Below are 13,703 nucleotides of genomic sequence, written 5' to 3'. Positions count from 1 at the left end.
GGGCACGCCCACCCCGACGAGCACCGCGGCGGGACCGGCACCGCCCGGTTCGTGCTCCGGAAGATCCTCGAAGCGATCATCAGCATCGTGCTGGTGGTCGTGCTGTTCTTCTTCCTCTTCCGGATGCTGCCCGGCGACCCGGTCGCCGCCATGACCCGCGACCGCGCCACCAGCCCGCAGCAGATCGCCGAGCTGCGCGCGCAGATGGGCGTCGACAAGCCCGTCTTCGTGCAGTTCGGCCAGTACTTCTGGGACCTGCTGCACGGCAACCTCGGCGAGTCCCGGCTGCTCAACAACGGCCGCCCGGTCGCCGACATGATCGGCGAACGGCTCTGGCCGACCATCCTGCTCGTCGGCAGTGCCACCGTCCTGGCCGTCATCATCGGGCTCTGGCTGGGCATCCGCGCCGCCTGGCGCCGCGACAGCTTCTTCGACCGCGCCCAGACGGGGATCGCGCTGACCCTCTGGTCGGTCCCGCAGTTCTGGCTCGGCCTGATGCTGCTCGTGGTCACCAACGGCCTGTTCCCCAGCCGCGGCATGCACTCCCCGGACGCCGCGCCCGACGTCTTCTCCCAGACCCTCGACGTGCTGCACCACCTGGTGCTGCCGTGCGTGACGCTGCTGGCGGTGTTCTACGCCCAGTACATGCTGATCATGCGGTCGTCGCTGCTGGGGGAGATGAACGCCGACTACCTCACCACCGCCCGCGCCAAGGGCCTGCGCGACGACCTCGTCCGCAAGCGCCACGCCGTCCCCAACGCGCTGCTGCCGACCACCACGCTGGTGTTCATGCAGTTCGGCAGCGTCGTGGCCGGGGCGGTCACCGTCGAAGCGGTGTTCAGCTGGCCCGGTCTCGGCCAGCTGACCTACGACGCGCTCCACGGTCCCGACCTGCCGGTGCTCCAAGGCGTGTTCACCGTGCTGGCGAGCGCGGTGGTGCTGATGAACCTGCTCGCGGAGCTGCTCTACCGCGTGCTCGACCCGAGGGTGCGTACGTCATGACCACCGCCGAGACACCGCGGCAGATCGCGTGGAGCCGCCGGCGCGCGTCGATCGCCCGGACCTGGCAGGAGTTCTCCGGGCAGCGCGCCGCGCTCATCGGGCTGGTCCTGCTCGGCGCCACCGTCCTCGTCGCGCTGCTCCTGCCGCTGATCAGCGACCAGAGCGGCCTCGACGTCACCAAGGCGACCGGCGAGCCGCTGGCCCCGCCCACCGGCGAGTTCTGGCTCGGCACCGACAACTTCGGCCGCTCGGTGCTGCTCATGACCATCTGGGGCAGCCGGATCTCCCTGCTCGTCGGGTTCTCGGCGGCGCTGCTGTCGGTCGTCATCGGCACCGTCATCGGCATCACCGCCGCGCACTTCGGCGGCTGGGTGTCGGCGACGCTGCTGCGGTTCACCGACTTCTTCCTGGTCCTGCCGTCGCTGATCCTCGCGATCGCCCTCTCGGCCGTGCTGCCCAAGGGCGTCGGCACGATCATCGTCGCCATCGGGCTCACCGCCTGGCCGAGCACCGCCCGGCTCGTCCGGGCGCAGACGCTGACCATCGAGGGCCGCCCCTACATCGAGCGGTCCCGCGCCCTCGGCGGCGGCCACCTGCACGTCATCGGCAAGCACGTCCTGCCCGGCGTCATGCCCCTGGTCCTGGCCAACACCACGCTGGTCGTCGGCAACGCCGTCATCGCCGACGCGACCCTGTCGTTCCTCGGCGTCGGCGACCCCAACTCCGTCACCTGGGGCCTGGTCCTGGAGAGCGCGCTCAACAACGGCGCCATCAGCCGCGGCGCGTGGTGGAACGTGCTCCCGCCGGGCATCGCGATCGTGCTCGTCGTCCTCTTCTTCACCCTGGTCGGCCGGGGACTGGAGACCGTGCTCAACCCGAGGTTGAAGAAGTGACCACCCCGCTGCTGCAGCTCAAGGACCTCAACGTCACCTACGCGGTCGGCGAGCAGGAGGTGCCCGCCGTGCGCGGGGTCGACCTGACCCTCGACCCCGGCGGCACCCTCGGCGTCGCCGGCGAGTCGGGCTCGGGCAAGTCCACCGTCGCGATGAGCGTGCTGCGGCTGCTGCCGCGCACGGCGAAGATCACCGGCGAGATCGTCCTCGACGGCGAAGACGTCAACGCCATGAAGTGGGGCCGCCTGCGCGCGGTCCGCTGGGCCGAGGCTTCGGTGGTGTTCCAGGGCGCCATGCACGCCCTCAACCCGGTCCGCAAGATCGGCGACCAGATCGCCGAGCCGCTGCGGCTGCACCCGCCCGAGGGCGGCAAGCCCCTCACCGACGCCCAGGTCGACGCCCGCGTCGCCGAGCTGCTCACCCAGGTCGACCTGCCCCCGGGCCGCGCCGGCGCCTACCCCCACGAGCTCTCCGGCGGGCAGAAGCAGCGCGTCATGATCGCGATGGCCCTGGCCTGCTCGCCCCGGCTGATCCTCGCCGACGAGCCGACCACCGCCCTCGACGTCATCGTCCAGGCCCAGGTCCTCGACCTGCTCTCGCGGCTGGTCGCCGAGCAGGACATCGGCCTGATCATGATCAGCCACGACCTGTCCGTGCTGGCGGCCACCTGCAAGCGCATCGCCGTGATGTACGACGGGCAGATCGTCGAGGAAGGTCCCAGCGCCGAGGTGATGGGGTCGCCTAAGCACGAGCACACCCGGGCGCTCGCGGCGGCGTTCCCCCAGGTCGGCGACCCGGTGTCCCGCTTCGCCCCGGCCACCAGCACCCCGCTCCCGCCCGAACCCGAGGGCCGCGTCCCGGGCGGGGAGCCCCTGCTGGCCGCGGAGAACCTGCGCGTGTCCTTCCGCGACCGCACCGGCAAGCGCATCAACGCGGTCGCCGGCGTCGACCTCGCGATCGCCCGCGACGAGATCGTCGCCCTGGTCGGCCAGTCCGGCTCCGGCAAGACGACCCTCGCCCGCACCCTGCTCGGCCTGCAGAAACCCGACTCCGGCGTGGTCCGCTACGCCGGGAACCCGGTCCCGCACGGCGGCGCCGGCCTCAAGGCCTACCGCCGGCAGGTCCAGTTGGTCCTGCAGGACCCGACCAGCGCGCTCAACCCGTCCCACACGGTCTACGAGGCCGTCGCGGAGGGACCCCGGATCCACAAGCTGGCCGACGAGCGCGCGGTCGTCCACCGGGCCCTGGAGGCCGCGGAGCTGCGGCCGGCGGAGAAGTACGCCGACCGGCTCCCGCACCAGCTCTCCGGCGGCCAGCGCCAGCGCGTCGTCATCGCCGGCGCGCTCGCGCTCGAACCGTCGGTGGTGGTGGCCGACGAACCGGTCGCGTCGCTCGACGCGTCCGTGCGCGGTGAGATCCTCGGGCTGCTGCTGCGGCTGCGCCGCGAACTCGGCCTCGCCGCCCTGGTGATCACCCACGACCTCGGCCTGGCCTGGAACATCGCCGACCGCGTCGCCGTGATGTACCGCGGCGAGCTCGTCGAAACCGGGACGGTGGAACAGGTCCTGCTCGACCCGCGGCACGAGTACACGAAGTCCCTGCTGGCCGCGCTGCCCGGCGGCACCGCCCAGCGCCGCACCGTCCCGAACCGACCCTGAAACCTGACACTGCGGGAAAGCCGCTCGAGCGCAGTGTGTAACCTCCGAACGGAAATGGCGACCACCACCGACCCCGCGCAGACGCCCTCGACCACGCTGGCCGAGCGACTTCTCACGCCTTCGCGATTCCCGTACCGCACGATCGCGATGGGCACGGTCGGCAGCACGCTGCTCATGATCGCCGCCTTCGGCGCCGGCGGCATCCTGATCAAGGACCCCGTGCTCGGCCACGGCCCGCTCTCGTGGATCCGCTACGGCCACGGGCGCATGCTCGCCAACGCCGTCCTCTACACCGGCTTCGGCCTCGTCGTGTGGGCGTGGGTCCGGCTCGGCCGCTACGTGCTGGCCGGGCGCATCGGCAGCCGTCCCATCCTGGTCGCCGCCGGCTGCTGGATGGCGCCCCTGCTCATCTCGCCGCCGCTGTTCACCCGCGACGTCTTCTCCTACCTCGGCCAGGGCGCCCAGCTGCTCTACGGGCTCGACCCGTACGCCAATGGCCCCGCCGAGCTCGACGTGCTGCCGAACGTGGTGCAGAACGTCCACCCGCTCTGGCAGACCACCCCGGCCCCGTACGGGCCGCTGTTCCTGCTGATCTCCAAGGGCGTCGTCGCCACCACCGGCGACAACATGATCCTCGGCGTCATCCTGATGCGCGTCGTGCTGCTCGTCGGCCTGGCCGGCACGCTCTGGGCGCTGCCGCGGCTGGTCAAGCACCTCGGCGGCAAGCTCCCGGTCGCGCTGTGGCTCGCGGTGGCCAGCCCGATGATGGTCATCCACCTCTTCGGCGGCCCGCACAACGACCTGATGATGCTCGCGTTCCTCACCATCGGCGTCCTCGCCGCCCTGGAACGCAAGCACGTCGTCGCGGTGGTGCTGGTGACGATCGGCATGCTCATCAAGCCGACCGCGGCGATCGCCCTGCCGTTCATCGTCTGGATGTGGGCCAACCACCTCGAGGGCGAGTCGAAGGTCCGCAACTTCCTGCGCGCCGGCGCCGCCTCGGTGGGGCTGTTCCTGCCGGTGTTCGTCGCCGGCACGTGGATCTCGCTCGGGTCGCTCAACCTCGGCTGGTGGTCCGGGCTCAAGGCCCCGCAGCTCATCGCGAACTGGCTGAACATCCCCACCGGCATCGGCGAGGTGTTCTACAACCTGGTCCACCTGGTCGTGGACGTCCAGGTTTCCCCGTTCGTGACGGTCGCCCGCGCGGCCGGCATGCTCCTGCTGATCGGCATCGGCATCCGCCAGTGGTGGCTCGCCCGCGGCGGCGGCACCGAGGCGGTCTACCGCGCGGGGATCTCGCTGCTCGCGGTGGCGATCCTCATGCCGCCGACCCTGCCGTGGTACCTGACCTGGGGTTTCGTGCTCCTGTCGGCGTTCAAGTGGCAGCCGCGCCACCTGGCGCTGGTGGTGGCGGTATCGGTGTTCGTGACGCTGGTGTACTACCCGACGGGCGAGCAGGCCCTGTACGACTGGTGGTTCATCGCCCTGGTGGTGGTGGCGAGCCTGTACTCGGCGGCGTCGCTGCTGCGCCCGGACCCGCTGGGCTTGATCGACGCCTGGCGCCGGCCGGAGAAGTTCCTCCGCGACTAAACATCGAGGGACTCAGAGTCCCTCAATGTGCCATTCACGGCTTTCAGGCCGACCCGGCCCAGCCGCTCCACGTGTGCACAGTCGTCACCACAACCGCGTGCTCCGGCGGGCGCTCGCGGTACTGCTCGTACTTCGCCACCAGCCACGAGATCGGTTCGTCCCGGGAGGACACCACTCGCGCTGAACCGTCCGCCCGGGCCCACCACAGCTGCGACCAGTCCTCCGCATACCCGTCCACCAGGAAGCACACGGCCGGGTTCTCCGCGATGTTGCGCAGCCGCCGCAACGACGTCGACGACTTGGGCTTGTGGTCCACCGCGAACACCACCTCGTCGCCGTGCACCGCGAACGTCACCGGCACCAGGTGCGGCACGCCGTCGGCCGACACCGTTGCCAGCCGCGCGACCCGCGCCGCTGAAAAGCGGGCGCGGGCCTCGGCACTCGAGAGCTTCATGTCAGCGCGGGGGAGTCGAACGTCAGCGTCCCCAGGTCCGCGTCCAGCGTCACCGGCACGCCCAGCGGCAACGTCGGTGACGACGCCACGTGCCCGAACCCGAACTCCGTGACCATCGGCACCCCCAGCGGACCCAGCCGCTCCAGCATCAGCGCCCGCACGTCGGCCGGGTCGCCGCACGCCGCCCACGAACCCAGGACGATCCCGCGGACCCCCGCGAACCAGCCGCTGCGCAGCAGCTGCGTCAGCATCCGGTCCAGCCGGTACACGCTCTCGGTGACGTCTTCCAGCAGCACCACCGCGTCCCGCGCCGAACCCTGCTCCGGCGTCCCGAGCCCCGCCGCCAGCAGCGACAGGTTCCCGCCGGTCAACGTCCCAGAAGCCCGGCCCGGGACCAGCGCCGAACCGCCGCGCACCACCAGGTTCCGCTCCGGGTCGAACAGCGACCGTCGCAGGTGCTCCACCGCGAAGTCGTCGAACAGCACGCTCGCCGGCATCGGGGAGAACAAACTGGACAGTCCCAAGTGGACGCCCACCGCCCGGTGCAGCGCCGTGATGTCCGACGACCCGGCCAGCACCTTCGGGCCCGCCTCCCGCAACGCCGCCCAGTCCACCAGGTCCAGCATCCGCTGCACGCCGTAGCCGCCGCGCGCCGCCAGCACGCACCGCACACCCGGGTCCAGCCACGCTTCGGTGAACTCCGCCGCCCGCGCGGCGTCCGAATCGGACAGATAGGGCGGCGACCCCGGCTCGGCCCGCACGCACGGCCCGATCCGCAGCTCGACGCCCCAGCCGCGCAGCACCGGGACCGCCTTCTCCAGCAGGTCCGCCGGTACCGGCCCGGCCGGCGCCACCACCGCCACCGTGTCACCCGCCCGCAGGCGCGGCGGCCTCATCGCGACAGCTCCAGCCGCGCCACGCCCGGCGTCTCGAACCCGAGCACCTGACCGTAGAACGACAGCTCCGCCTCCAGCGCCGCCACGATCGTCGTGGCCTGCCGGAACCCGTGCTGCTCCCCGGGGAACCGCTGGTAGGCGTACGGGATCCCGCGCCCGGCGAGCCCGGCCACGAACCGGTCCGCCTGCTCCGGCGGGCAGATCCGGTCTTCCAGCCCCTGCTGGAACAGCACCGGCCCGGCCAGCGTCCCGGCGTTCGCCAGCGGCGAGCGTTCGACGTAACGCTCTCTCGCCGAAGGCAGCGGGCCGACCAGCCCGTCCAGGTACCGCGACTCGAAGTCGTGCGTGTCGCCCTCGGCACCGGTCCACCCGGCCAGGTCCAGCACCGGGAACATCACCGTGCCCGCCCGGTACGTCTTCGTCGTGGTCAGCGACGCCGCCGCGGTGAACCCGCCCGCGCTGCCGCCGCGGACTGCCAGCCGGTCGCCGTCGGCCAGCCCGGCCGCCACCAGCGCCTCGGCCACCGCGACGCAGTCCGCGACGTCCACCACGCCCCACTGCTCGCGCAGGCGCTCCCGGTAGGCCCGCCCGAAGCCGGTCGACCCGCCGTAGTTCACCGCCGCCACGGCGATGCCCCGGCTGGTGAAGTACGCCAGCTCCAGATCCAGCATCGGCTGGTGCTGCCCGGTCGGCCCGCCGTGGACGTGCACCAGCAGCGGCGGCCGCTCACCCTCGGGCGCCGCGAAGTCCGGGTTCGCCGGCCGGTACAGCACCACCGGCACCGTCTCGCCGCCGCTTGTCGTGAACACCCGCTCCTCCGGCACCGGCAGGAACGCCGCCGGCAGCTCCGGCTGCGGCGTCAGGTCCGTCAGCTCGCCGCCGTCGAAGGACACGTGCACTACCGCGGCTTCACGGACCGGGCCGCCCGCGACCCCGGCGACACCGTCACCGTGCGCCGCGAACCCGGTGCTGGACCACGCCGTCAGCTCCTCGCCGATCGGCGTCACCGAGCCGTCGGCCTCGTCGAGCACGGCCAGCCGTCCCGAGGCCAGCACCGCGTGCCGGCCGCCGCCGAGCGGGACGAACCAGCGCGAGCCCACCTTCCACAGCGGCCCGCCCAGCTCCCGCTCGACCGGCGCGAGGTTCGTCAGCGTCCCGTCGAGCCCCACCCGGTGCAGGTTCCACCAGCCGTCCGGGTCGAGCAGCGCCAGCAGCGTCGCCGGCGTCTCCCACTCGACCTGGCACACCGAGACCTCCGCGCCGCCGGCCAGCACCCGGTGCGGCCCGAACGACCCGTCCTCGGCCACCGGAGCCACGCACAGCTCGGTCCCGTCCCACGGCATCGCCGGGTGGTCCCAGCCGAACCACGCCGCGTGCCGCCCGTCCGGCGACAGCTTCGGCACGGTCAGGAAGTGGTGGCTCGCGGCCAGCACCCGCTCCGCGCCGCCGTCGAGAGCGATCGCCACCAGCTCGCGCTCGATGTCGGTGGGACGCGGGCCGACACTGCGTTCGCGCACCGCGAACACCTCACCGGGCGGCCCGGCCCGCAGGTCGCCGTAACGGACGCCCTGGGGCTCCGCGGGGGGAGGTGTCAGCGGCACCACACCGGTTTCGCTCACCGCGTAAACCCGCTGATCCGCCCAGTGCGTGAACACCACCACACCATCGGCGACGGCCCACGGCCGCCCGCCGTACTCGTGCAGGCGGTTGCGGACGTTCCACGGCGCCGGCAGCACGTCCTCGGTACCCCCCGGCACCGCCCGCACCAGGGCGACCCGCCCCTGCTCACCGGGCCGCGCCTCGGCCCACCACACCTCGTCCCCGACGACGTCGAGCCACTGCGGGCCGCCGCCGGCGGCGGCCACCTCGGCGGCGGTGATGGGCGAGGACCAGGTTCCGTACGGGGAGATCCGAGACACCCCCAGAGGCTAGCGGCCCGCGAAGGTGGGGCGGCGGATGCCGATCATGCGCCCGTGGCCTAGGGTCGACAGTGCTATGTCTCGCGTAATCCACGTCTTCCGCCAGCCGGATCGGTTCGTCACCGGCACCGTCGGCGAGCCCGGCGACCGCACGTTCTACCTCCAGGCATCCGAGGACGTGCGGACCATCAGCGTCGCCATCGAAAAGCAGCAGGTCGTCGTCCTCGCGGAGCGCCTCGGGTCCCTGCTCGAGGAGGTCGCCAGCCGCTTCGGCGCCGACGTCCCCGACGACGCCCCGGACGACCTCCTCGACGTCGACCCCCTCGCCGTGCCGGTCGAGGAGGAGTTCCGCGTCGGCACCATGGGCCTCGGCTGGGACGCCGACAGCAGCGCCGTCGTCATCGAGCTGCTCGCCATCACCGAGGGCGAGGTCGACGAGACGGTCGTGCTCGACGACACCGAGGAGGGCCCGGACGCCGTCCGCGTCTTCCTCACCCCGGCCGCCGCCCGCGCCTTCGCCGAGCGAACCGACCGCGTCGTCAACGCCGGCCGCAAGCCCTGCCCGCTGTGCGGGGAGCCGCTCGACCCGACCGGGCACATCTGCCCCCGGCAGAACGGCTACCGGCGCGAAACCGACGCGGACGAAGACTGACCATGGCCGACACCCCGGCGGAACAGCCGGATCCGGCCGACCCGGCGTCCCGGGAGCTCGTCACGCACGGCCGCATCGACGTCGAAGGACGGCTCGTCGACGCCTCCAACGTCACGCTGTTCTGCGCCATCGAGCTCGACGGCGTCACCGGCCGCGTCGTGTACAAGCCGGTGTCGGGGGAGCGGCCGCTGTGGGACTTCCCCGACGGCACCCTCGCCGGGCGCGAGGTCGCCACCGCGATCATCAGCGAGGCCGCCGGCATCGGCGCGATCCCGCCGACCGTGCTGCGTGACGGGCCGTTCGGCCCCGGCATGGTCCAGCTCTGGATCGAGACGACCGAAGACGACCTCGTCGAGGTCCGCGCGCCCGACGACCTCCCGGACGACTGGCGCGTGGTGCTGCACGCCCACGACCGGCTCGGTGAGCCCGCGGTGCTGGCCCACGCCGACCACCCCGGGCTGCGCGACCTGGCCGTGCTCGACATCGTCGTCAACAACACCGACCGCAAGGGCGGGCACCTGCTGCCCGGCCTCGACGGCCGCGTCTACGGCGTCGACCACGGCATCTGCCTGCACACCGACCCGAAGCTGCGGACCGTCCTGTGGGGCTGGATCGGCGAGCCCGTGCCGCCGGACACCGTCGAGAAGCTGCGCAAGCTGCGTTCGGAGATCGACGGCGGCCTCGGCAAGACCCTCGCCGAGCACATCACCAAGTTCGAGATCCGGGCCGTGGCCGAGCGCATCGACCTGCTGCTGGCCGAAGGCATCTTCCCGGAGCCCGGCGACGACTGGCGCGCCATCCCGTGGCCGCTCTTTTGACGAAAGAGATTCTCGACTCCGCCGCCCGCGCCCGCTTGGTCGACCGCTTCGGCGCGGAGCTCGCCGAACCGTGGTGCGACGCCCTGCCCGACCTGGTCACCCGCTTGACCGCTCAATGGGGACTCGAGGTCCGCGAAGCCCGGCCCGGCAACACCGGCCGCACGCTGCTGTGCACCGGCCCCCGCGGCGACCTGCGGGTGCTCAAGCTGACCCCGGACCCCGAAGTCGCGCGCCTCGAGGTGACCGGGCTGCGCGCCTGGGCCGGCTGCTCCCGCGTCGTCCAGGTGCTCGACGCCGACCTCGACGCCCACGCCATCCTCCTGGAAGGGCTCGTCCCGGGCACCCAGCTCGACAACGACGTCCCGTGGCCCGAAATCGGCGAAATGCTCGACCAACTGCATGCGGTCGAACCGGTCGGTGAGTTCGGGCGGCTGGCCGACGGCATCGAGTTCATCTTCACCCTCTCCGAACGCCGCCGACGCGACTCCCCCGCCGCCGCGCACCTGAGTGCCGAAACCCTGGAAAAGGGCCATGCCCGGGCCATGGAGCTGGCCACCAGCGGACCGGTCACGTTGATCCACGGCGACCTCCACCCCGCGAACGTCCTCGACGCCGGACCCGGCCGCGGCGCCGTCGCCATCGACCCACGTCCCGGCCTCGGCGACCCGTCCCTCGACGCGATCGACTGGATGTTCGTCCCCATGGCCAAGGGCGGCACGATCGACGACGGCCTCGCCGCGCTCGCCCCGCACGTGACGGGCTTCGACGCCGAGCGCGTCCGCGCCTGGTGCGTCGCGATGGCCCCGCTGGTCGCATTGTCGCCTTTGCGCCGCGGCGAGCGGTCACCGTTCACCGACGCCGTGCTGGAGTTGGCGTGCTGACCGGCGTGGCATCACCCGGCCGGGCCTTTCCGGCCACTAGCGTGCCGGGTCGTGCGCTCCCATTCCTATGACGACGTGCTGGCCGGCCGGCGCCGCAAGAAGGTGCCCGAAGTCCCGGCCGAGCCCGGTCTCGTCGTCGAAGACCCGGCCAGCGGCTACTGCGGCGCGGTGGTGAAGATCGAGTACGGCAACGTCGTGCTCGAGGACGCCAAGGGCCGCCACCGCGTCTTCCCGCTCGAACCCGCCGGCTTCCTGCTGGAGGGCAAACCGGTCACGCTGGTGCCGGTCAAGACGGTGAAAGCGCCGGTCAAGCAGGTCTCCGCGTCCGGGTCGGTGAAGGTGCAGGGCCTGCAGGCCCGCGTCGCCCGCGACTCGCGCATCTGGGTCGAAGGCAAGCACGACGCCGAGCTCGTCGAACGCGTCTGGGGCCACGACCTGCGCGTCGAAGGCGTCGTCGTGGAGCCCCTGGACGGCGTCGACGTGCTCTCCGAGCGGATCGAAGAGTTCGGCACCGGCCCCGGCCGGCGGCTCGGCGTGCTGGTCGACCACCTCGTGCCCGGCAGCAAGGAGTCCCGGCTCGTCGGGGCGGTCCACGACGAGAACGTGCTGGTCACCGGGCATCCGTACATCGACGTCTGGGAGGCCGTGCGGCCCGAGGCGGTCGGCATCAAGGCGTGGCCGAAGATCCCGCGCGGCACCGAGTGGAAGCAGGGGATCTGCGACGCGCTCGGCTGGGGGCAACCTTACGAAGGCTGGCAACGTGTCCTGAGCGGGGTGAGCAGTTTCCGCGACCTCGAGACCCCGCTCATCGGGGCCGTGGAACGGCTCATCGACTTCGTCACGGAGCCGACGGAAGAGGGCTGAATGTCCGAATTGTCCAAGGTCACGCGTAGGTCACGTCGAGTCACTCTGCCGGTGCGAACCGGCACGATCTGAGAGCATGAAGCCATGGCATGGGCAGTGGTCTGGTTGATCGTCGGCATCGCCCTGATGATCGCGGAAGTCCTCTCCGGCGACTTCGTGCTGATCATGCTGGGCGTCGGCGCGCTGTTCGGCGCCGGAGCCGACGTGCTCACCGGGAACATCTTCATCGACGTCGCCGTGTTCGCCGTCGCCTCGGTCGGGATGCTCGTGCTGGTCCGGCCCGCGCTGAAGCGGCGCTTCCTCGCCGGCACCGGCCACCGCACCGGCATCGAGGCCCTCATCGGCGCCCGCGCCGTCGTCGTGTCCACAGTGGACTTCGAGGCCGGGCAGGTGAAGCTGGCCGGCGACGTCTGGTCCGCGCGCAGCCTCTCGGAGCACCACGAACCGATCACGCCCGGCACGTCCGTCACGGTCGTCGAGATCTCGGGCGCCACCGCCGTCGTGTCGGCCGAGCCGTGAGCCTGGGACTCGTCGTCGTGCCCGAGGGCCGCGCCGCGGTGATCGAACGCGGCGGGCGGTTCCGCGCCGTGCTCGGCCCCGGCCGCCACTTCGTGGTGCCGTTCGCCGACAGCGTCCGGGCGCGCGTCGACCTCGGCGAGCAGATCCTGTCGGCGCCGCCCCGGGCCGTGGCGGCCGGTGACGGCCGGGAAGTCCACATCGGATTCGAGGTCATTTTTGCCGTCACCGACCCGAAGCTGGCGACGTACGAAATCAGCAATCCGGCGCTCGCGATCGAACAGCTGACCCGCACGGCGTTGCGGCAGGAAGCGAGCCTGACCACGGCCGAGCGCGCCGTCACCGCACCGGGGGACCTGCACCGTACAGTGTGGACGGTCCTGCACGACACCACGGGCCGCTGGGGCATCGCCGCGAAGGAGCTGAAGCTCGCGGTGACCCCGCCCGCGGCGCCCGGAACACCGTCAACCGCGCAAGAATGGTACTAGGTAAGGGGAAGATCTCTTGACCACCACAGTAGCGATCGTCGTGGTCGTCTTACTGGCTCTCTTCGTGATCATCACGGTAGCCAAGGCGATCATGGTCGTGCCGCAGGCGCAGTCGGCGGTGATCGAGCGGCTGGGCCGGTTCCGCACCGTGGCGTCGCCGGGCCTGACCTTCCTGGTGCCGTTCCTGGACAAGGTGCGCGCCCGGATCGACCTGCGCGAGCAGGTCGTCTCGTTCCCGCCGCAGCCGGTCATCACCGAGGACAACCTGACGGTGTCGATCGACACCGTCGTGTACTTCCAGGTCACCGACTCCCGCGCCGCGGTGTACGAGATCTCGAACTACATCGTCGGTGTCGAGCAGCTGACCACCACCACGCTCCGCAACGTGGTCGGTGGCATGAGCCTCGAGCAGACGCTGACCTCGCGCGACTCGATCAACACGCAGCTGCGCGGCGTCCTCGACGAGGCGACCGGCCGCTGGGGCATCCGCGTCGGCCGCGTCGAGCTCAAGGCGATCGACCCGCCGCCCTCCATCCAGGACTCGATGGAGAAGCAGATGCGCGCCGACCGTGAGAAGCGCGCCATGATCCTCACCGCGGAAGGCCAGCGGGAGTCCGCGATCAAGACCGCGGAAGGCCAGAAGCAGAGCCAGATCCTCTCCGCCGAAGGTGCCCGGCAGGCCACCATTCTCGGCGCCGAGGCCGAGCGGCAGTCCCGCATCCTGCGGGCCCAGGGTGAGCGCGCCGCCCGGTACCTGCAAGCGCAGGGCCAGGCGAAGGCGATCGAGAAGGTGTTCGCCGCGATCAAGGCCGGCCGCCCGACGCCGGAGGTGCTGGCCTACCAGTACCTGCAGACGCTGCCGCAGATGGCGCAGGGCGACGCGAACAAGGTCTGGATGATCCCGAGCGACTACGGCAAGGCCCTCGAAGGCTTCGCCCGCGCGCTCGGCGCCCCCGGCGACGACGGCGTGTTCCGCTACGCGAGCCCGGTCGTCGAGACCTTCTTCTACGGACTGGGCCTGCACCGGCTGCACGTCTTCGCCATCGGCGTCGCGCTGTGGCTCTGGTCGCAG

The 13,703-nt window shown here is 71.8% G+C and carries 14 protein-coding genes; 11 read left to right on the top strand and 3 right to left on the bottom strand.

All coding sequences use genetic code 11. The features are described 5' to 3' along the window. The 4 genes from AB0C38_RS49020 to mptB all read left to right on the top strand — a co-directional run. On the top strand, window positions 1–1,002 hold a 1,002-nt coding region (locus AB0C38_RS49020; protein ID WP_360688482.1), incomplete at its 5' end, for an ABC transporter permease. Further along, a complete protein-coding gene (locus AB0C38_RS49015) occupies window positions 999–1,895 on the top strand; it encodes an ABC transporter permease (RefSeq protein WP_360688479.1) in 897 nt (298 codons plus the stop codon). The genes AB0C38_RS49020 and AB0C38_RS49015, both read left to right, overlap by 4 nt. Next, window positions 1,892–3,553 carry an ABC transporter ATP-binding protein gene (locus AB0C38_RS49010; RefSeq protein WP_360688476.1) on the top strand — a complete coding sequence of 554 codons (1,662 nt, stop codon included), beginning with the start codon at window positions 1,892–1,894 and terminating at the stop codon, window positions 3,551–3,553. Before AB0C38_RS49015 ends, AB0C38_RS49010 begins: the two co-directional genes overlap by 4 nt. 54 nt (window positions 3,554–3,607) lie before the next feature. Beyond that, window positions 3,608–5,143, top strand: a complete 1,536-nt coding sequence (gene mptB, locus AB0C38_RS49005) for a polyprenol phosphomannose-dependent alpha 1,6 mannosyltransferase MptB (protein WP_360688473.1) — start codon at window positions 3,608–3,610, stop codon at window positions 5,141–5,143. 43 nt (window positions 5,144–5,186) lie between these two features. Here the strand turns inward: mptB and AB0C38_RS49000 are convergent, their stop codons facing one another. The 3 genes from AB0C38_RS49000 to AB0C38_RS48990 are packed head-to-tail and all read right to left on the bottom strand — an operon-like array spanning window position 5,187 to window position 8,412. After that, window positions 5,187–5,597 (bottom strand): TIGR03668 family PPOX class F420-dependent oxidoreductase, encoded by a 411-nt coding sequence (locus tag AB0C38_RS49000; RefSeq protein ID WP_360688470.1) that lies wholly within the window; start codon window positions 5,595–5,597, stop codon window positions 5,187–5,189. After that, on the bottom strand, window positions 5,594–6,493 hold the full coding sequence (locus AB0C38_RS48995) for an LD-carboxypeptidase (RefSeq protein ID WP_360688467.1): 900 nt from the start codon (window positions 6,491–6,493) through the stop codon (window positions 5,594–5,596). Before AB0C38_RS48995 ends, AB0C38_RS49000 begins: the two co-directional genes overlap by 4 nt. Continuing rightward, window positions 6,490–8,412, bottom strand: a complete 1,923-nt coding sequence (locus AB0C38_RS48990; RefSeq protein WP_360688464.1) for a prolyl oligopeptidase family serine peptidase — start codon at window positions 8,410–8,412, stop codon at window positions 6,490–6,492. Before AB0C38_RS48990 ends, AB0C38_RS48995 begins: the two co-directional genes overlap by 4 nt. A gap of 76 nt (window positions 8,413–8,488) precedes the next feature. Between AB0C38_RS48990 and AB0C38_RS48985 the strand changes: the two genes are divergently transcribed. From AB0C38_RS48985 to AB0C38_RS48955, 7 genes are all read left to right on the top strand, one after another. Next, window positions 8,489–9,064, top strand: coding sequence for a DUF3090 domain-containing protein (locus tag AB0C38_RS48985; protein WP_360688461.1), 576 nt, complete (start codon window positions 8,489–8,491; stop codon window positions 9,062–9,064). 2 nt (window positions 9,065–9,066) lie between these two features. Next, window positions 9,067–9,882, top strand: coding sequence for an SCO1664 family protein (locus AB0C38_RS48980; RefSeq protein ID WP_360688458.1), 816 nt, complete (start codon window positions 9,067–9,069; stop codon window positions 9,880–9,882). Continuing rightward, complete coding sequence (locus AB0C38_RS48975; protein WP_360688455.1) at window positions 9,879–10,763, top strand: aminoglycoside phosphotransferase family protein; 885 nt, start codon at window positions 9,879–9,881, stop codon at window positions 10,761–10,763. Before AB0C38_RS48980 ends, AB0C38_RS48975 begins: the two co-directional genes overlap by 4 nt. Window positions 10,764–10,814: 51 nt before the next feature. Continuing rightward, on the top strand, window positions 10,815–11,627 hold the full coding sequence (locus AB0C38_RS48970; RefSeq protein WP_360688452.1) for a DUF3097 domain-containing protein: 813 nt from the start codon (window positions 10,815–10,817) through the stop codon (window positions 11,625–11,627). Between the two features lie 84 nt (window positions 11,628–11,711). Then, window positions 11,712–12,146: an NfeD family protein gene (locus AB0C38_RS48965; RefSeq protein ID WP_360688449.1), complete on the top strand. Its 435-nt coding sequence runs from the start codon at window positions 11,712–11,714 to the stop codon at window positions 12,144–12,146. Continuing rightward, window positions 12,143–12,631, top strand: a complete 489-nt coding sequence (locus AB0C38_RS48960) for an SPFH domain-containing protein (protein ID WP_360688446.1) — start codon at window positions 12,143–12,145, stop codon at window positions 12,629–12,631. Before AB0C38_RS48965 ends, AB0C38_RS48960 begins: the two co-directional genes overlap by 4 nt. Before the next feature lie 91 nt (window positions 12,632–12,722). Next, a partial coding sequence (locus AB0C38_RS48955) for an SPFH domain-containing protein (protein ID WP_360688485.1) occupies window positions 12,723–13,703 on the top strand: 981 nt, incomplete at its 3' end.

This window comes from Amycolatopsis sp. NPDC048633 (assembly GCF_040650695.1).
GTDB lineage: Bacteria > Actinomycetota > Actinomycetes > Mycobacteriales > Pseudonocardiaceae > Amycolatopsis.
Note: the sequence above shows the minus strand (reverse complement) of the source record. Positions and strands in the feature narration are given on the sequence as shown.